Raw genomic sequence first — 18,644 nt, 5'->3', positions numbered from 1 at the left:
GTGGGCTTTCCGCGGGCTTCTCCCAGGTGTACGTCAGGGTGCGGGCAGGTCGACCAGTTCGGTCAGGGCCGCGCGGTGGCCGCCGGCCGTGCCGTACACGAGCGCGTCGGCCTTGGCGCGCTTGAGGTACAGGTGCACGGGATGCTCCCACGTCATGCCGATCCCGCCGTGCAGTTGGAGGGCCTCCTCGGCGGCGTGGACCGCGACGGGCGCGGCGTAGGCCTGGGCCACGGCCACCGCCACGTCGGTGTCGTCGCTGCGGGTGGCCAGGGCGTCGGCGGCGTTGCGGGCGGCCGCCCGCAGGTTGACGAGCTCCAGCCACAGCTGGGCGAGGCGGTGCTTGAGTGCCTGGAAGCCGCCGACGGGCCGGTTGAACTGCTTGCGCTCCTTCAGGTAGCGGACCGTCTCCGTCAAAGCCCATTCGGCGAGGCCGAGTTGTTCGGAGGCCAGCAGTCCGGCTCCGGCGCGAAGGGCGCGTCGTACGGCGGGTTCGGCGTCACCGAGACGACGTCCCGGCGCCCCGTCGAGAACGACCCTCGCCAGGGGCCGCGTCAGGTCCAGGGACACCTGGGGCGTGACGGTGGCAGCGGAGGCGTCGACCGCGTACAGCCCGCCGTCGTCGGCGGGAACGAGCAGCACGTCGGCGACGGCCGCGTCCGCGATGGCGGTCAACTCCCCATGCAGTGTGGCGTTTTCGTACCGGACGACCTTGTAGGCGCCGCCCGGCGCGACATGCAGCGCGACGGCGAGGGCGCCGATCGTGCGTCCCGACGCCAGTTCGGCGAGCAGGTCGTCGGCCTCGCAGGCCAGCACGGCCTCGGTGGCGACGACGGCACTGGTGAGGTATGGCACGGGGGCGACCGCGCGGCCCAGCTCCTCCAGCACGACGGCGGCTTCACGGTGCGTGGCGCCCTGGCCGCCCCGCGCCTCGGGCACCAGCAGCCCCGCGAGGCCCATGCCGTGGGAGAGCGCCTTCCACAGCTCCAGGTCGTGCGGAGCGGCCGACTCGGTGCGCACGATCACGCCCGCCGCTTGACAGTGGTCGTCGAGCAGATCACGGACGGCGGCGCGCAGCGCGTCCTCCTCCTCCGTGTAGAGCAGGTCGGGCTGCGTGCCCACAGGATCCACAGGGCTCTCGGTGCTCTCCGTGCTCTCCGTGCTCTCCGTGCTCAACGGGCTCATCGGGCGAGGTCCTTCCACGCGACGTCCTTGTCGGTGCGCGGCTCGGCGGGCAGGCCGAGGACGCGCTCGGCGACGATGTTCAGCAGGACCTCGCTGGTCCCGCCCTCGATGCTGTTGCCCTTGGAGCGCAGGTATCGGTAGCCGGCGTCGCGGCCGGTGAAGTCCACGAGTTCGGGGCGCCGCATCGTCCAGTCGTCGTAGAACAGGCCCTCCTCGCCGAGGAGTTCGACCTCCAGACCGCTGATCTCCTGGTTGAGGCGGGCGAAGGCGAGCTTCATGCCGGAGCCCTCGGGGCCGGGCTGGCCCGCGACGAGTTGCTGGCGCAGCCGTTCCCCGGTGAGCCGGGCGACCTCGGCCTCGACCCACAGCGTCAGCAGTCGCTGGTGGAGGTCGTGTGTGCGCAGCTCGGGGCGTTCGCGCCAGGTCCTGGCGACCGGGCCGATCATGCCGCCCTCGCGCGGCAGCCGCATGCCGCCGATGGAGACGCGCTCGTTCATCAGCGTGGTCTGTGCGACTCGCCAGCCGTCACCGATCTCGCCGAGGCGGCGCGTGTCGGGGATGCGTACGTCGGTCAGGAACACCTCGTTGAACTCGGCCTCGCCCGTGATCTGCCTGAGCGGCCGGACCTCGACGCCCGGGTCGGTCATGTCGCAGACGAAGTACGTGATGCCCCGGTGCTTGGGCAGGTCCGGGTCGGTGCGGGCGATGAGGATCGCCCAGCGGGCCAGATGGGCGCTGGACGTCCACACCTTCTGCCCGTTGACCACCCAGCCGCCCCCGCTCTCCTGCACGGCACGCGTACCGAGCGCGGCGAGGTCGGACCCGGCGCCCGGCTCGCTGAAGAGCTGGCACCAGACCTCCTCGCCGGTCCACAGGGGCCGCAGAAAGCGCCGTTTCTGCTCGTCCGTGCCGAAGCCGAGGATGGTGGGCGCGGCCATGCCGAGGCCGATACCGATGCGCCGGGGGTCGTTGCCGGGGGCGCCCGCTCCCTCCAGCTCGGCGTCCACGACGGCCTGGAGGGAGCGTGGCGCGCCGAGGCCGCCGAGGCCCTCCGGGTAGTGCACCCAGGCCAGTCCCGCGTCGAAGCGGGCCCTGAGGAAGTCCAGGCGCCCGGTGGTGGCGGGTGGGTGCGCGGCCAGCAACTCCCGGCTGCGGCGGAGCAGTTCGGTCGCGTCGCTCATACCGCTCCCCCTTGCGTCGGTCATACCGCTCCCCCTTCGGCCGGGCCGGGGACCACGACGACCCGGCCGGTGGTGACGCCGTCGGCGACCCGCTGTACGGCGCCGGCCGCCCCGCCGAGCGGCACACGCTCGCTGACCAGCGGTTTGATCGCGCCCCGCGCGGCCAGTTCGGTGAGCTGCTCGTGGCAGCGCAGGACCAGCTTCGGGTTCCTGGTGTTGTACAGGCCCCAGTGCAGGCCCAGGATCGAGTAGTTCTTCACCAGGGCGTGGTTGAGTGCCGGGCTGGGGATCGATCCGCTCGCGAAGCCGACGACCACGATCCGGCCCTCGAAGGCGACGACCTTGGTGGACTGCGTGTACGCCTCCCCGCCGACCGGATCGTAGATCACGTCGGCGCCGCGTCCGCCGGTGGCCCCCTTCACCGCCGCGATGACGTCCTCGGTGCGCCGGTCGACGACGACGTCGCAGCCCAGCTCCCGTGCCACGGCCGCCTTGCCGGCCCCGCCGACGACACCGATGACGGTGGCGCCCGCGGCCTTGCCGAGCTGCACGGCCGCGCTGCCGACTCCTCCCGCGGCAGCGTGGACGAGCAGCGTCTCCCCGGCCTCAAGACGGGCCCGGCGGTGCAGAGCGAACCAGCCCGTCTGGTAACCGATGTGCAGCGCGGCGGCCTCGGCGTCGTCGAGCACCTCGGGCGCGGGCAGTACGGCCGTGGCGTCCGCGACGGTGTACTCGGCGAGTCCGCCGTACGGCAGCGCGGGGTTGGCGAGGACCCGGCGCCCGTCCTCGGTCTCGCCGCAGATCTCCACGCCGGGCGTGAACGGCAGCGGGGGCCTGACCTGGTAGTGCCCGCGGCACATCAGCGCGTCCGGGAAGTTGATGTTCGCCGCGCGCACCTTCAGCAGGACCTGGCCGTCGCCGGGCGTGGGCCGCTCGACGTCGGCGAGCCGCATCACCTCGCCCGGCTCACCGTTCTCGTGCACGTGCCATGCCTGCATGAGGGGCCTCCAGGGGACTACGTCGTCTGACCGTGGGTCGCCCCGCATACTAAGCGGTTGCTTGCCCGTCGGGGAACCGTCACGCTGGTCCCGGCCCCTTGGGGCGCGCCCGGACATGCATCCGCTCCCCCTGCGGCCCGAACAGGCTGAGGAACTCCACCGGCCCCTCCCCCGTCGACCCGAACCAGTGCGGCACCCGCGTGTCGAACTCGGCCGCCTCCCCCGCCGCGAGCACCACGTCGTGCTCGCCCAGCACGATCCTCAGCTTCCCGGCCAGCACGTACATCCATTCGTAGCCCTCGTGCACCCGCAGGTCCGGTTCGAGTTTCCGCTGCGGTTCGAACACCTTGAACGCCTGGAGCCCGCCCGGCTGGCGGGTCAGGGGCCAGTGGGTTCGGCCGTTCATCACGATCGGCTTGGCCCGGATCCGCGGATCACCCACGGGCGGGGCGCCGACCAGTTCGTCCAGCGGGACCTGATGCGCGCGGGCGATGGGCAGCAGCAGTTCCAGGCTGGGCTTGCGCAGGCCGGACTCCAGCCGCGAGAGGGTACTCACCGAAATACCGGTTGCCTCGGACAGACCGGCGAGGGTCGCACCCCGCTCCTTGCGGACGCGCCGCAGCCGGGGACCGACCTCGGCGAGAACCTCGTGCGTGTCGTCACTCATACGAACATTGCAGTTTCGGCAAACACGTTTGTCAACACGGGGGTACTCGGACGACTGTCTGGAGCGGAGGTGGTCACCATGACCGAGATGTACGGGACCGAGACGTACGAAGTGATCGTCATCGGCGGTGGCGCGGCCGGACTGTCCGCCGCGCTGGTCCTGGGCCGGGCCCGGCGCCGGACGCTCGTGGTCGACGCCGGCGAGCCGCGCAACGCGCCCGCCGCGCACATGCAGGGCTATCTGTCGCGGGACGGCATGCCGCCGACGGAGTTCCTCGCGGCGGGACGCGAGGAGGTGACGTCGTACGGCGTCGAGCTGGTCCACGACGTGGCGCTGGACGTGACGCGCGGTGAGAACCCCGATGGTTTCGCCGTGGAGCTGGCGAGCGGCCGGACCGTGCGCGCCCGGCGGCTGATCGTCGCCACGGGACTGGCCGACGAGCTGCCGCCCGTCCGCGGAGTCGCCGAGCGCTTCGGGCGGGATGTGCTGCACTGCCCGTACTGCCACGGCTGGGAGGTCCGCGACCTTCCCTTCGGCGTGATCGTCACCTCACCCATGAGCGTCCACCAGGCGCTGCTGGTCACCCAGTGGTCGAAGGACGTGACCCTGTTCCCGCACACCACGGACGAGGCGGACATCTCGGACGAGGACCTGCGCAGGCTTGCGGCCGCCGGTGTGCACGTCGTGCCCGGCGAGGTCGCGGAGATCGTCGTCGAGGACGACCGGCTGACGGGGGTACGGCTCGCGGACGGCACCGTCCACGCGCGGTCGGCCGTCTTCGTCGCGCCCCGCTTCGTACCGCGGACGGCGCTGCTGGATCGGCTGGGCGCGGAAACGAAGGAGACCCCGTTCGGCATGGCCCCGGAGGTCGACGAGACGGGACGCACGACGGTGCCGGGCGTGTGGGCGGTGGGCAACGCGACGCTCATGACCCAGCAGGTCGTGCACGCGGCCGGGGACGGCTACAAGGCGGCGGCCACGATCAACAACGAGCTGGTCATGGAGGACATCGAGGCGGCCGTCCGGGTGTAGTGCGGCCGCCCGCGTTGCACCATGGCTGCATGCTGTTCGCCCGGCTCGCCCGTGTGTCCCGGGAGATCGCCGCCAGCTCGGCGCGCTCCCGGAAGACGACCCTGCTCGCCGAGCTGTTCCGGGACGCGGAGGCGGACGATGTTCCGATCGTCATCCCGTATCTGGCGGGCCGCCTGCCTCAGGGGCGGCTCGGTATCGGCTGGAAGCTCATCGACCAGCACGTCGCGCCCGCCGTGGAACCCACGCTGACCGTGCGGGAGGTGGATGCCCGCCTGACGCGGATCGGTTCCGTCACCGGCGCCGGCTCACAGGCCGAACGCAGACGTCTGGTCGGCGAGTTGCTGGCCGCGGCCACCGACGACGAGCAGCGGTTCCTGTTCGGGCTCCTCACCGGTGAGGTCCGGCAGGGCGCCCTCGACGCGGTGGCCGTCGAGGGGCTCGCGGCGGCGACGGGGGCGCCCGCGGCCGACGTACGCCGGGCCGTGATGCTCGCGGGATCGCTCCAGGCGGTGGCCGAGGCGCTGCTCGCGGACGGCCCGCCCGCCCTGGACCGGTTCCGGCTCACCGTCGGCCGTCCGGTCCTGCCGATGCTGGCGCACACCGCGTCCTCGGTGGCGGAGGGCGTCGAGAAGCTCGGTGCCTGCGCGGTCGAGGAGAAGCTGGACGGCATCCGCGTCCAGGTCCACCGCGACGGCGACGCCGTGCGGCTCTACACCCGCACCCTCGACGACATCACCGACCGGCTCCCCGAACTCACCGCCGCCGCCCTGGAGCTGAGGGGCGCGCGGTTCATCCTCGACGGGGAGGTCATCGCGCTGGACGAGACCGGTCGGCCGCGGTCCTTCCAGGAGACCGCCGGGCGGGTGGGCTCCCGGACGGACGTGGCGACGGCGGCCCGGGAGGTGCCCGTCTCGCCGGTCTTCTTCGACGCGCTCTCCGTCGACGGCCGGGACCTGCTCGACCTGCCGTTCGCCGAGCGGCACGCGGAGCTGGCCCGGCTGGTGCCCGAGCCGATGCGGGTGCGGCGCACACTCGCGCACGGCCCCGACGACCTCGGCACCGCCGAGGAGTTCCTCGCCGAGACGCTGCGGCGCGGGCACGAGGGCGTCGTGCTCAAGGCCCTCGACGCCCCCTACAGTGCGGGCCGGCGCGGCGCGTCCTGGCTGAAGGTGAAGCCGGTGCACACCCTCGACCTGGTGGTCCTGGCCGCCGAGTGGGGCCACGGCCGCCGCACGGGCAAGCTCTCCAACCTGCACCTGGGCGCCCGCACCCCGGACGGCTCCTTCGCGATGCTGGGCAAGACGTTCAAGGGCATGACCGACGCGATGCTCACCTGGCAGACCGGACGGCTGAAGGAGCTGGCCGTCGAGGACAACGGCTGGGTCGTCACCGTGCGCCCCGAGCTCGTCGTGGAGATCGCGTACGACGGTCTGCAACGCTCCACCCGCTACCCGGCCGGCGTCACGCTCCGCTTCGCCCGCGTCGTGCGCTACCGGGAGGACAAGTCCCCCGCCGAGTCCGACACGGTCGAGGCGCTGCTCGCCGCGCACCCGGAGGTGACCCGGTGACGACGGCGAAGCGCAGCGCGGGCCTGCTGCTGTACCGGCGCGCGGCAGGTGGTCTGGAAGTGCTGCTCGGCCACATGGGCGGCCCGTTCTTCGCGCGGCGGAACGCCGGGGCGTGGACGGTGCCGAAGGGCGAGTACGAGTCCGGTGAGCCGGCCTGGGACGCGGCCCGCCGCGAGTTCCAGGAGGAGCTGGGCCTTCCGCCGCCGGACGGGGAGGCCGTGCCGCTGGGCGAGGTGCGGCAGACCGGCGGCAAGGTCGTCACCGCCTGGGCGGTCGAGGCCGACCTCGATCCGGCGGCCGTGGTGCCGGGGACGTTCCGCATGGAGTGGCCGCCGAAGTCGGGACGGGCCCAGGAGTTCCCCGAGCTGGACCGTGTGGAGTGGCTCGGCCTCGACCGGGCGCGCGAGGTGATCGTCAAGGCGCAGGCGGTGTTTCTGGACCGGCTGGCTGAGCACTCGGACAGCCCGGACTGAACCCGCGTGGCGTGCCCCGTCACCGCGTGGGAAGGCCGGGACACAGTCCGTCCGTCCTCAGGAGGCCGGCCATGCCCATCGCGACGGTGAACCCGGCGAACGGTGAAACGATCAAGAACTACGACGCCCTGAGCGAGGAGGAGATCGAGCGCAGGCTCGCGACCGCCGAGAGCACGTTCCGAACGTACCGGACCAGCTCCTTCGACGAGCGCGCCCGCCTGCTGCGCCGGGCCGCCGGTCTCCTCGACGAGGACACGGAGAGCGTGGCCCGCGTGATGACGACGGAGATGGGCAAGCCGGTCAGGCAGGCCCGTGCCGAGGCCGCCAAGTGCGCGAAGGCGATGCGCTGGTACGCCGACCACGCCGCGGAGCTGCTCGCCGACGAGGAACCCGACGAGTCCGATGTGAAGGACTCCGGCGCCCTGCGCGTCCTGGTGCGCTACCGGCCGCTCGGCCCGGTGCTCGCGGTGATGCCGTGGAACTTCCCGCTCTGGCAGGTGATCCGGTTCGCCGCGCCCGCGCTGATGGCGGGCAACGTGGGCCTGCTCAAGCACGCCTCGAACGTGCCGGGGACCGCGCTGTACCTGGAGGACCTGTTCCACCGGGCGGGCTTCCCCGAGGGCTGCTTCCAGACGCTGCTCATCGGCTCCGGCGCCGTGGAGCGCGTCCTGCGCGACCCTCGGGTCAGGGCCGCCACGCTCACCGGCAGCGAGCCGGCGGGCCGCTCGGTGGCCTCGACCGCCGGGGACGAGGTGAAGAAGACGGTCCTGGAGCTGGGCGGCAGCGACCCTTACATCGTGATGCCGTCGGCGGACATCGACCGGGCCGCGAGGATCGCGGTGATCGCACGCGTCCAGAACACCGGGCAGTCGTGCATCGCCGCCAAGCGGTTCATCGTGCACACGGACGTGTTCGACGCGTTCGCAGAGCGCTTCACCGCCGGCATGAAGGCGCTGAAGGTGGGCGACCCCATGGAGGAGGAGACCGACGTCGGGCCGCTCGCCGGCAAGCAGGGCCGCCGCGACCTGGAGGAGCTGGTCGTCGACGCGGTGGAGAGCGGCGCCACGGTCCTGTGCGGCGGCGTGCGCACGGAGGGACCCGGCTGGTACTACCCGCCCACGGTCCTCACCGACGTGACCCCCGGGATGCGCATCCACCACGAGGAGGCCTTCGGTCCGGTCGCCACGCTGTACCGGGTCACCGACCTGGACGAAGCGGTCGCGGTCGCGAACGACTCGCCCTTCGGACTGAGCTCGAACGTGTGGACGCGTGACGGGACCGAGGTCGACCGGTTCGTCCGGGACCTGGAGGCGGGCAGCGTGTACGTCAACGGGATGACGGCGTCCCACCCGGCATTCCCGTTCGGCGGTGCCAAGCGGTCCGGGTACGGGCGTGAGCTGTCGGGTCACGGGATACGCGAGTTCTGCAACATCACCACCGTGTGGCACGGGGCATGAGCGCTCCACGGTTACGATCCCCTTTGTGAACCGCGAAGTGACTCTGCCTCTGATCGTCGACAACCGCGGCACGTTGCAGGTGGCGGCCGCCGACGTCAGCAAGCTGCTGCGCACGGTGGGCGGCCGGTGGCTGCACCTGGTGGAGGCCGGTGAGGACGGGCTCGACGAGGAGACGGTGGCGACCCTCACGATCGAGCTCGCCAAGCTGGCCGACCGCATCGATGTGGCCTGCATCGCGCACAGCAGCGGCCCGGCCGGCTAGGACACCGAACGGACCTCGCTCAGCGCTGCTCCAGCTCCCACAGCGTGTGCCAGAACATCGTCTCGTAGCTCTGGAGCAGACGGCCGTAGCGGTGCACCAGGTCCTCGTCGATGCGTCCCGCCTCCAGCCCCGCCTGCACTGCCTCCCGGGCCCTCTGGTCCAGCTCCGGTGCGGGCTCGGCGAAGAAGTCGAAGAAACCGCAGGCCTCGTCGCTGAAGCCGTAGTGGCGTCGCAGGGCGTCCGCGATCGTCGCGCAGTAGCCGCCCCACGCCGAGAAGTTGGCGCTCAGCGCGAGCACGACATCGGCCGGTGTGCCGTCCAGCGCCAGCCGGGCCACGTACGAGGGATAGGCCTGGCAGCCCGGCAGCGGCTCGTACTCCATGGCCCGCGCCTCGTCCACGCCGCACGCTCCGGCGAACGTCCCCAGCCGCTGCGCCGCCAGTTCCTCACCCTCGGCGAGCATCTCGAAGAAGGGCGCGCTCGCGGGCTCCTCGGCGGCCGACCGTTCGGCCAGATGACGGAACGAGCGCCGGTCCGCGGCGATCACATGGCGTTGTTCGAGGGCCAGCGCGGCGAGCGTGTCGCGTCCTGCCGCGCCGCGGGCGATCAGCGGCAGCAGCCGGTTGGTGCCCGGATCCGGGGCGAGTCTTCCGGTGGTGGTGTCCAGAAGCTCCCTGGCCGTCAGCGTCATCGCGCACTCCCTCGTGGCTGCCGCGGGTCCGTCTCACTGCTCTTCGACCCTGACACGGTTGCCCGGTCCGGAGTAGTCGGGCGGGAGATCCTCACGCAGTCGGGTGATGGTGAGTGCTGATCGTGAGTGCGTCCCCACCGCCGACCGCAACGGACTCGCGGCCGGCGCAGGGGATGCACCCCGACGGCGCTACCGGATCGGCATTCCGGACAGCGTGCGAGCGATCACCAGCCGCTGAATCTCGCTCGTGCCCTCGAAGATGGTGTAGATCGCCGCGTCCCGGTGCATCCGCTCCACCGGGTACTCGCGCGTGTACCCGTTCCCGCCCAGGATCTGGATCGCCCGCGCGGTCACCTTCTTCGCCGTCTCGCTGGCGAACAGCTTCGACATCGAGCCCTCGGCCGCGGTGAACGGCTTCCCGTTGACCGCCATCCAGGAGGCCCGCCACACCAGCAGCCGGGCCGCGTCGACGGAGGTCCGCATGTCCGCGAGCTGGAACGCGACGCCCTGGTTGTCGATGATCGGCCGCCCGAACTGCTCACGGGTCATGGCGTAGTCGAGGGCGACCTCGTACGCGGCACGGGCCGTGCCCACGGCCATCGCGCCCACGGCAGGGCGGGACGCCTCGAACGTGGCCATCGCGGCGTTCTTCACACGCTCGCTGCCCGCCTTGGCCTTCTCGCGGGCGCGGGCGAGCCGCTCGTCGAGCCTCTCCTTGCCGCCGAGGAGGCAGGAGCCGGGGACGCGGACGTCCTCCAGGACCACCTCGGCGGTGTGGGAGGCGCGGATGCCGTGCTTCCTGAACTTCTGCCCCTGGGACAGGCCCGGCGTGTTCGGCGGGATGATGAAGGAGGCGTGGCCCTTTGAGCCGAGCTCGGGGTCGACGACCGCGACGACGACGTGGACGTTGGCTATGCCGCCGTTGGTCGCCCAGGTCTTTGTGCCGTTGATCACCCACTCGTCCTTGGCCTCGTCGTACACGGCACGCGTGCGCATGGAGGCGACGTCTGAGCCGGCGTCGGGCTCCGAGGAACAGAACGCGGCGACCTTGACGTCGCCCGCGTCGCCGTACATCTGGGGGATCCAGGTGCCGATCTGCTCCTCGGTGCCGTTGGCGAGGACACCCACGGCGGCGAGGCCGGTGCCGACGATGGACAGGGCGATACCGGCGTCACCCCAGAACAGCTCCTCCATGGCCATGGGGATGCCGAGGCCCGTGGGGTCGAAGTACTGCTGGGCGTAGAAGTCCAGGGAGTAGATGCCGACCTTGGCGGCCTCCTGGATGACCGGCCACGGAGTCTCCTCGCGCTCGTCCCATTCGGCGGCCGCGGGGCGGATCACATCGGCGGCGAACCCGTGGAGCCAGTCGCGGACCTCCTTCTGTTCCTCATTGAGCTCCATGGTGAACTCGGCCATGATCCCTCCTGCACTCCAATAAGGTGTTACCTGCGGTAACACTAGCCTGTTACTGGCCGGTAGGAAAAGTCAACGCCCACAGCGGGCTCGTCAGCCCGTTCGATCTGCACACGCCCATGAGTGCTAGTTTGCGCAAGCGTCACCGAATCGGAACGGGTGGGGAGAGCACATGGACACCACACAGCGGACGGATCAGGCACGGTCCGCCGACCGCCGCCGGCGCGAGCTCCTCGAGGCCGCCGACAGAGTGGTGCTCCGCGACGGCCCCGGGGCCTCCATGAACGCCATCGCCGCCGAGGCGGGCATCACCAAGCCGATCCTGTACCGGCACTTCGGCGACAAGGGAGGGCTCTACGCCGCCCTCGCCAAGCGCCACACGGACGCGCTCCTCGATTCGCTGCGGGCGGCACTGGACGCCCCGGCGGAGCGCCGTGAAAGGGTCGAGCAGACACTCGACACCTACCTGGCCGCGATCGAGGCACGTCCGCAGGTGTACCGCTTTCTGATGCATCCGTCGGAGGGCAGCCAGCAGACCGAGGGCTTCGACGTGGGCAAGCACTCCGCTCCTCTGCTGCGCCGCATGGGCGAGGAACTCGCCCAGGTCATCGGGGACCGGCTCGACCTCGGCCCGGCGGGCGAGCAGCTCGCGCGGGTGTGGGGCCACGGCATCGTCGGCATGATGCACGCGGCCGGCGACTGGTGGCTGGGCGAACGCCCCTGCACACGGGCCGAGTTGGTACGCAGCCTGGCGGACCTGCTCTGGGGCCGCCTGGCCGCGGCGGGGGACAAGGTCGGCGGGCCCGGGTTCTGATCTCCGATCAACCCTGCGGGGAACCATGCGTTCGCCACGGGAGCGGGGAACCGCGCGGCCTTCCGGGAGCGCGGGGCCGTGTTCTGTGGTCGGCTGCCGCCGCGTGGGCGCGATCAGTCGCAACGGATTCGCGCCCGCCAACGCGTCAGCGCCCCCAGGGCGCCCGCGCGGCCTGCCGTACCGCCCTCCACCTCCGCCACCCCGTGAGCCGGTCCATGTACACCCGGCCCTCCAGGTGATCGCACTCATGCTGCAGGCACCGCGCGAAGAAGCCGGTGCCCCGCACCCGCACCGGATCACCGTCCACGGTGAAACCCTCGACCACGGCCTCGTCGTACCTCTCGGTCCCCGCCTCCAGCCCGGGCAGCGACAGACACCCCTCGGGCCCGCGCAGCACAATCCCGCTCGCTTCGACGAGCCGTGGATTGACCACGTGGCCGACATGCCGCACCTCCTCGTCGTCCGGGCAGTCGTACACGAACACCCGCGACCGCTCGCCCACCTGATTCGCCGCCAGGCCCACACCTTGGGCCGCGTACATCGTGGCGAACATGTCCTCCACAAGACTTGCCAGTTCGGGTCCGAAATCCGTGACTTCTTCACACGGTGCGTGCAGAACGGGGTCCCCGAGCAGGGTCATGGGCCGTACACGCCCTCGGGCGCCGGGGATAGAGCCGTTTCGCATGGCCGCAAGGGTACGGTCCTCCCTGTCGCGCGAGCGCCGCGGTGGTGCCACGATTCGGGCGTGTGAGTGGATCTCGATAGGCTGAGGTCCACACCATGGTGCCGAGAGGCTCAGGCGAGGCGTGCTCGCAAGGAGGATCGAGATTTGATGGCAGGCAACTCGGACCCGCTCACGCCGCGGGCCAAGATCGCCGTGACCGCGGGCAAGGCGGTCGCGGCGGCGTCGCGCGCGGCAGGGCGCGGCAGCGGTTCGGTGATCGGCGGCCGGGTGGCGCTCAAACTCGACCCCGACCTCCTCGCCCGGCTCGCCCAGAACCTGGACGTGATCCTCGTCTCGGCGACCAACGGCAAGACCACGACCACCCGTCTGATCGCGGAGGCGCTGCGCGCCGCGGGCCCGGTCGTGTCGAACGCGCTCGGCGCCAACATGCCCGCGGGCATCACCTCGGCCCTGGCCGGCAGCTCCGACGCCCGATACGGCGTCATCGAGGTGGACGAGAAGTATCTCGCGGGAGTGGCGCGCGACACGGCCCCGAAGTGCATCGCGCTGCTGAACCTCTCCCGCGACCAGCTCGACCGCGCCGCCGAGACCCGCATGCTCGCGGAGAACTGGCGTGAGGGACTGGCCGGGTCGAAGGCGGTCGTCGTCGCCAACTGCGACGACCCGCTGGTGGTGTGGGCCGCGTCCTCCTCCCCCAATGTGATCTGGGTCGCCGCCGGACAGATGTGGAAGGACGACGCCTGGTCCTGCCCGTCCTGCGGCGGTGTGATGCAGCGCCCCGGCGACGACTGGTACTGCGCCGAGTGCGGCTTCCGTCGGCCCACGCCGAGCTGGGCGCTGTCCGGCGAACACGTCCTGGACCCGCACGGCTCCGCCTGGCCGATCCACCTCCAGCTGCCGGGCCGTGCCAACAAGGCCAACGCGGCCTCCTCGGCCGCCGTCGCCGCCGTCTTCGGTGTGCCGCCGCAGGTCGCTCTGGAGCGCATGTACCAGGTGCAGGCGGTGGCGGGGCGGTACGACGTCGTGCAGTTCATGCAGCGCGATCTGCGGCTGCTGCTCGCCAAGAACCCGGCGGGCTGGCTGGAGACGTTCTCGCTGATCGACCCGCCGCCGTCCCCGGTGATCCTCTCGGTGAACGCACGCGGGGCCGACGGCACCGACACCTCCTGGCTGTGGGACGTCGACTACACGCGTCTGACCGGGCACCCGATCTTCGTGGTCGGCGACCGGAAGCTGGACCTCGCGGTGCGTCTGGAGGTGGCGAACCAGCACTTCCAGGTCTGCGAGAACGTCGACCAGGCCGTGCAGATGTGCCCACCGGGCCGCATCGAGGTCATCGCGAACTACACCGCGTTCCAGGACCTGCGCCGCCGCGTCGGCAACTGAGCACCCGACCACGAACGACTCAGAGGGGCACTGACTTCATGAGCGACAACAGCCTGCGGGTCGTCTGGGTCTACCCGGACCTGCTCAGCACGTACGGCGACCAGGGCAACGTCCTCGTAGTGGAGCGCCGGGCCCGCCAGCGCGGGCTCGACGTGGCGCGGCTCGACGTGCGCAGCGACCAGCCGATCCCGACCTCGGGTGACATCTACCTGATCGGCGGCGGCGAGGACCGTCCGCAGCGGCTCGCGGCCGAGCGGCTGCGGCGCGACGGCCACCTGTACCAGGCCGTGCAGAACGGGGCGATCGTCTTCTCCGTGTGCGCGGGCTACCAGATCCTCGGCCACGAGTTCATCAACGACCTCGGGCAGCGCGAGCCCGGCCTCGGCCTGCTCGACGTGACCTCGACGCGCGGCGAGGGCGAGCGGTGCGTCGGTGACGTGCTCGCCGACATCGACCCGCGCCTCGGCCTGCCGCCGCTGACCGGCTTCGAGAACCACCAGGGCGTCACGCACCTCGGCCCCACCGCCCGCCCGTTCGCACAGACGCGCATCGGCAAGGGCAACGGCACCGGGGACGGCACAGAGGGCGCGTACAACGACACGGTCTTCGGCACGTACATGCACGGTCCCGTACTCGCCCGCAACCCGCAGATCGCGGACCTGCTGCTGAAGCTGGCGCTCGACGTGAACGCGCTGCCGCCGACCGACGACCGCTGGTACGAGGCCCTGCGCGACGAGCGCATCGCGTCCGCCCAGCAGCCCGCCTGAGACGGCTGAGGCCCCAGGGGGCAGGGATCCGGGGAGCGGTTTTCCGGCCTTCTCGGGGCCCGTGCGACGGCCCGTCTGACAAGGTCACCGCTCAGGTGTGCGGGGGCGTCCAGCAGGCGGACTCCCCGTACGGGCCTGCCCCCTCCCGCCGGTAGGGTGGCCGCGATCCTGCCGGACAGGGTGGTCCGGTTCCCGGCCCACGTGGAGAAGGTGTTTCGGGCTATGCGCATTGGTGTCCTCACGTCGGGCGGCGACTGCCCCGGACTGAACGCCGTCATCCGGTCCGTCGTGCACCGTGCCGTCGTCGACCACGGCGACGAGGTCATCGGCTTCCGGGACGGCTGGAAGGGCCTCCTGGAGTGCGACTACCTCAAGCTCGACCTCGACGCGGTGAGCGGCATCCTCGCTCGCGGCGGCACGATCCTCGGTTCCTCCCGGGTCCGTCCCGAACACCTGCGTGACGGGGTGGAGCGGGCCAAGGGCCATGTCGAGGAACTCGGTCTCGACGCGATCATCCCGATCGGCGGCGAGGGCACCCTCAAGGCCGCCCGCCTGCTGTCCGACAACGGCCTGCCGATCGTCGGCGTGCCGAAGACCATCGACAACGACATCGCCGTCACGGACGTCACCTTCGGCTTCGACACGGCTGTGGGCGTGGCCACCGAGGCCCTGGACCGGCTGAAGACCACCGCCGAGTCCCACCAGCGTGTCCTCATCGTGGAGGTCATGGGCCGCCACACCGGCTGGATCGCGCTCCACTCCGGCATGGCGGCCGGCGCCCACGCCATCGTCGTCCCCGAACGGCCCTTCGACATCGAGGAGTTGACCGCGAGGGTCGCCGAGCGGTTCTCGGCGGGCAAGCGGTTCGCGATTGTCGTGGCTGCCGAGGGGGCCAAGCCCAAGGCGGGCTCCATGGAGTTCGACGAGGGCGGCAAGGACATCTACGGCCACGAGCGGTTCGCCGGGATCGCCCGGCAGCTCTCGGTCGAGCTGGAGCAGCGCCTCGGCAAGGAGGCACGGCCGGTGATCCTCGGGCACGTCCAGCGCGGGGGTACTCCGACGGCGTACGACCGGGTGCTGGCCACCCGCTTCGGGTGGCATGCGGTGGAGGCCGTGCACCGGGGGGAGTTCGGGCGGATGACCGCGTTGCGGGGTACCGACATCGTGCTGGTGCCGCTGGCCGAGGCCGTGGAGACGTTGAAGACGGTGCCGGAGGAGAGGTACGCGGAGGCGGAGTGCGTGCTGTGAGGGTGTGGGCTCGGTAGCGCCGTTGGGGTGCGTGTGTGAGTCCGGCTGCGGGTCCGTTGTGGTTGCTCGCGCCCACGCGGCGAAGCCGCATATGGACACAGTCCCGCGCCCCTTTCAGGAGCGCAGCCCGGCGCGTTGAAAGAACCGCCCCCGGTGGCCGACGCCGCCGGGGGCGGTTCTAGTCTGGTGCGGACAGACGGCGCTCAACCCCCACGAACCAGGAGCAGGCGGATGGATCACAGCGGGCACGGCATGGATCTCCTGCCCTTCACGCTGGGGCGGGGACTCGGATGGTCGGCGGACCCGTTCTTCCTCGTCGGCTGCCTCGTGGCGCTGGGACTGTACGGATGGGGGGTCGCCCGGCTGGTGCGGCGCGGGGACAAGTGGCCCGTGGGGCGGACGGTCGCGTTCGTCTTCGGGGTGCTGCTCGTGCTGCTGGTGACGTGCACCGGGCTGAACGACTACGGGATGGTCATGTTCAGCGTGCACATGGTGCAGCACATGGTGATCAGCATGCTGGCGCCGATCCTGCTGTTGCTCGGCGCGCCGATCACGCTGGCCTTGAGGGCGCTACCGGTCGCGGGAAAGGGGCGCAAAGGGCCGCGCGAGGTGCTGCTGATGCTGCTGCACAGCCGCTATCTGCGGATCGTGACGCACCCCGCGTTCACCATCCCCCTCTTCATCGCCAGCCTGTACGCGCTGTACTTCACGCCGCTGTTCGACTTCCTGATGGGCTCCAGGCCGGGGCACATCGCGATGATGGTGCACTTCCTCGCGGTCGGCCTGGTGTTCTTCTGGCCGATCATGGGCGTCGACCCCGGTCCGCACCGCCCCGGCTATCTGATGCGGATGCTGGAGCTCTTCGCGGGCATGCCGTTCCACGCGTTCTTCGGCATCGCGCTGATGATGGCGTCGGAGCCGATGGTCGAGACGTACCGGAACCCGCCGTCCTCGCTCGGCATCGACGCGCTCGCCGACCAGAACGCGGCGGGCGGCATCGCCTGGGCGTTCAGCGAGATTCCCTCCGTGCTCGTGCTCATCGCGCTGCTCTACCAGTGGTACGGCTCCGAGCAGCGGCAGGCCAAGCGCGCGGACCGCGCCGCCGACCGCGACGGAGACAAGGAGCTGGAGGCCTACAACGCCTATCTGGCCTCACTCAACGCACGCGGTCGCTGAGTCCCGTTTCCCGTCCGGCGTCTCGTTTCTCCTTTCGGTCACTCACTCCTCTTCTGAATTCTCCTTGACTGAAAGGCATTGCCTTTCAGTAGCATGATGCGCGATGCCCTGCCTCCGTTCTGCAGGGTACGGGGGAACCGCTGGGGGGAGCGGTCATGACAATACGCACGTGTCTGGGAAGGGCCGGGAAATCGTCGGCCCGAAGGATCGCCGTGCTACTGGTGGGTGTTCTCGTCGTCGGCGGGTGCGACGCGAAGCCACCCGCGTTCGTGGTGAAGGCCGTCGCTGTCGGACTGCCGTCGCTCGCACCATTTTTCGATGAGGACAGCGGGCTGGGCGACGACGCCGAGATCGCGGCGCAGGAAGCGGTCGGTGGCCTGCAGCAGGGCAATACGCCGGGGCTGTACGGGGGTACGACGAAGGCGACGGTGTGCGACATCGCCCTGCTCAAGAAATTTCTCACCGATCCCAAGAACGTCAAAAAGTCCCGGGAATGGGCCCGGGTCGTGAAGATTGACCCCTTGGAGATCGAGGAATATCTCGACACGCTCACACCCGTCCTGCTGCGTCACGACACCCTCGTACGGAACCATGACTACAAAAAGGGCAGGGCAGTCGCATTCGACGCGTTGCTGGAGGCCGGCATCGCGGTATTGGTGGACCGGGACGGCCTGCCCGCCGTGAAGTGCTCGTGCGGAAATCCGTTGCGGCCCTTCGACAAGGATCCCGAGAACATCTCGGTCGAGTTCACGGACGGCAGCAAGAAGTGGGACGGCTACGACCCGTCCGCACTCGTCAGCGTCAAGGCCGCGCCACAGCCGCTGAAGCGGATCGCTCTCGTCGACGTGCGGGAGCCGGACCGGGGCATCAGCCGCGCGGTCGGCAGCGCCGGCGAGGACGACAAACCGTTCGACGCGGCCAAGCGGCAGGCGGTGCCGGACGTGACCGGGATGACGGTCGACGCGGCCGTCCAGCTGCTGGTGGGGCGGGGCCTCGCGGCGACGTTCTCCGGGGCCGGGGCGCCGCCCGGCGACGCCCGGGTGTCCGGCTCCGAACCCGGACCGGGGACGGAACTGCGGTTCGGGGCCCCGGTGGCCCTGAGCGTGGACCGGGAGACGACCGGCGTGTCCACCACGCCGCCGGCTGAGAAGGCACCACCGGAAGGGAACAGCACCGACTCGCCCACGGCGACTTCGGGCGGCACGACGGGCGAGGGTACGACGGACAAGGGCGCGGCGGACGGCGGCGCAACTGATGAGGGCGCGACGGACGGGGGCGCGCCGGAGGGCGACGCGACGAAGAGCGGGAGCGCGGACGGAAGGGCGACGGACGGGGGCACGGCCGATGGCGGCACAGCCAATGGCGGGGCCACCGAGGGAGGCACGAGTGACGGGGGCACGACCGACGGAGGCACCACCAGCGGGGGCACGACCGACGGAGGCACCACCGGCGGGGGCACGACCGACGGAGGCACCACCAAGGGCAGTACGGCCAATGGCGGGACCACCGACGGAGGCGACGCCAATGGAGGCGCCGGCTCCCCGCCCCCTCCGCCCCCACCCCGTCCCCGCCCGAGCCCTCCTCCCCGCGCCCTCCGCCGAAGACCCGACGTCCGCGATGCCCACGGGTGAGCCGGGATCCGAT

The 18,644-nt window shown here is 71.2% G+C and carries 18 protein-coding genes; 11 read left to right on the top strand and 7 right to left on the bottom strand.

All coding sequences use genetic code 11. The features are described 5' to 3' along the window. Window positions 1-33: 33 nt before the first annotated feature. The 4 genes from E0500_RS37845 to E0500_RS37830 all read right to left on the bottom strand — a co-directional run bounded on the left by E0500_RS37845 (window position 34) and on the right by E0500_RS37830 (window position 4,028). A complete protein-coding gene (locus E0500_RS37845; protein ID WP_309505335.1) occupies window positions 34-1,119 on the bottom strand; it encodes an acyl-CoA dehydrogenase family protein in 1,086 nt (361 codons plus the stop codon). A 59-nt stretch (window positions 1,120-1,178) separates the two neighbouring features. Further along, window positions 1,179-2,363, bottom strand: coding sequence for an acyl-CoA dehydrogenase family protein (locus tag E0500_RS37840; RefSeq protein ID WP_131561931.1), 1,185 nt, complete (start codon window positions 2,361-2,363; stop codon window positions 1,179-1,181). Window positions 2,364-2,383: 20 nt separating this feature from the next. Continuing rightward, window positions 2,384-3,361: an NADPH:quinone oxidoreductase family protein gene (locus E0500_RS37835; RefSeq protein ID WP_131561929.1), complete on the bottom strand. Its 978-nt coding sequence runs from the start codon at window positions 3,359-3,361 to the stop codon at window positions 2,384-2,386. 79 nt (window positions 3,362-3,440) lie between these two features. Then, on the bottom strand, window positions 3,441-4,028 hold the full coding sequence (locus E0500_RS37830; protein WP_131561927.1) for a helix-turn-helix domain-containing protein: 588 nt from the start codon (window positions 4,026-4,028) through the stop codon (window positions 3,441-3,443). Between the two features lie 78 nt (window positions 4,029-4,106). Here E0500_RS37830 and E0500_RS37825 point away from each other — a divergent pair, with 78 nt between their 5' ends. The 5 genes from E0500_RS37825 to E0500_RS37805 all read left to right on the top strand — a co-directional run bounded on the left by E0500_RS37825 (window position 4,107) and on the right by E0500_RS37805 (window position 8,820). Further along, window positions 4,107-5,060, top strand: coding sequence for an NAD(P)/FAD-dependent oxidoreductase (locus tag E0500_RS37825; RefSeq protein ID WP_131561925.1), 954 nt, complete (start codon window positions 4,107-4,109; stop codon window positions 5,058-5,060). Between the two features lie 29 nt (window positions 5,061-5,089). Next, window positions 5,090-6,628: an ATP-dependent DNA ligase gene (locus E0500_RS37820; protein ID WP_131561923.1), complete on the top strand. Its 1,539-nt coding sequence runs from the start codon at window positions 5,090-5,092 to the stop codon at window positions 6,626-6,628. Next, window positions 6,625-7,101: an NUDIX domain-containing protein gene (locus tag E0500_RS37815; protein ID WP_131561921.1), complete on the top strand. Its 477-nt coding sequence runs from the start codon at window positions 6,625-6,627 to the stop codon at window positions 7,099-7,101. Before E0500_RS37820 ends, E0500_RS37815 begins: the two co-directional genes overlap by 4 nt. Before the next feature lie 71 nt (window positions 7,102-7,172). Continuing rightward, window positions 7,173-8,558 (top strand): NADP-dependent succinic semialdehyde dehydrogenase, encoded by a 1,386-nt coding sequence (locus E0500_RS37810; RefSeq protein WP_131561919.1) that lies wholly within the window; start codon window positions 7,173-7,175, stop codon window positions 8,556-8,558. A 25-nt stretch (window positions 8,559-8,583) separates the two neighbouring features. Continuing rightward, window positions 8,584-8,820, top strand: a complete 237-nt coding sequence (locus E0500_RS37805; protein WP_131561917.1) for a DUF6213 family protein — start codon at window positions 8,584-8,586, stop codon at window positions 8,818-8,820. A 19-nt stretch (window positions 8,821-8,839) separates the two neighbouring features. Here E0500_RS37805 and E0500_RS37800 read toward each other — a convergent pair whose 3' ends face one another. Then, on the bottom strand, window positions 8,840-9,511 hold the full coding sequence (locus tag E0500_RS37800) for a transcriptional regulator (RefSeq protein WP_131561915.1): 672 nt from the start codon (window positions 9,509-9,511) through the stop codon (window positions 8,840-8,842). Window positions 9,512-9,700: 189 nt separating this feature from the next. Then, the gene (locus tag E0500_RS37795) at window positions 9,701-10,927 is read right to left on the bottom strand and encodes an acyl-CoA dehydrogenase family protein (RefSeq protein WP_131561914.1); all 1,227 of its coding nucleotides are present in this window, start codon (window positions 10,925-10,927) and stop codon (window positions 9,701-9,703) included. A 169-nt stretch (window positions 10,928-11,096) separates the two neighbouring features. On the opposite strand from E0500_RS37795, the gene E0500_RS37790 reads away from it, so the two are divergent. Further along, entirely contained in the window at window positions 11,097-11,738 is a 642-nt protein-coding gene (locus E0500_RS37790) for a TetR family transcriptional regulator (protein WP_131561912.1), read from the top strand. 145 nt (window positions 11,739-11,883) lie between these two features. Here E0500_RS37790 and def read toward each other — a convergent pair whose 3' ends face one another. Continuing rightward, complete coding sequence (gene def / locus E0500_RS37785) at window positions 11,884-12,423, bottom strand: peptide deformylase (RefSeq protein ID WP_131561910.1); 540 nt, start codon at window positions 12,421-12,423, stop codon at window positions 11,884-11,886. Window positions 12,424-12,570: 147 nt separating this feature from the next. On the opposite strand from def, the gene E0500_RS37780 reads away from it, so the two are divergent. The 5 genes from E0500_RS37780 to E0500_RS37760 all read left to right on the top strand — a co-directional run bounded on the left by E0500_RS37780 (window position 12,571) and on the right by E0500_RS37760 (window position 18,631). Further along, window positions 12,571-13,809 (top strand): MurT ligase domain-containing protein, encoded by a 1,239-nt coding sequence (locus E0500_RS37780; RefSeq protein WP_131561908.1) that lies wholly within the window; start codon window positions 12,571-12,573, stop codon window positions 13,807-13,809. Between the two features lie 38 nt (window positions 13,810-13,847). Next, a complete protein-coding gene (locus E0500_RS37775) occupies window positions 13,848-14,576 on the top strand; it encodes a type 1 glutamine amidotransferase (RefSeq protein ID WP_131561906.1) in 729 nt (242 codons plus the stop codon). Between the two features lie 222 nt (window positions 14,577-14,798). Then, window positions 14,799-15,824 (top strand): 6-phosphofructokinase, encoded by a 1,026-nt coding sequence (locus tag E0500_RS37770; protein ID WP_131561904.1) that lies wholly within the window; start codon window positions 14,799-14,801, stop codon window positions 15,822-15,824. Between the two features lie 231 nt (window positions 15,825-16,055). Continuing rightward, window positions 16,056-17,000 carry a cytochrome c oxidase assembly protein gene (locus tag E0500_RS37765; RefSeq protein ID WP_131561902.1) on the top strand — a complete coding sequence of 315 codons (945 nt, stop codon included), beginning with the start codon at window positions 16,056-16,058 and terminating at the stop codon, window positions 16,998-17,000. 155 nt (window positions 17,001-17,155) lie between these two features. Further along, the gene (locus E0500_RS37760) at window positions 17,156-18,631 is read left to right on the top strand and encodes a PASTA domain-containing protein (RefSeq protein WP_258573756.1); all 1,476 of its coding nucleotides are present in this window, start codon (window positions 17,156-17,158) and stop codon (window positions 18,629-18,631) included. Window positions 18,632-18,644: the final 13 nt, after the last annotated feature.

The organism is Streptomyces sp. KM273126 (assembly GCF_004337435.2).
Classification (GTDB): domain Bacteria; phylum Actinomycetota; class Actinomycetes; order Streptomycetales; family Streptomycetaceae; genus Streptomyces; species Streptomyces acidicola.
The sequence above is the reverse complement of the archived record's forward strand: the minus strand, read 5'-3'. Positions and strand labels throughout refer to the sequence as shown.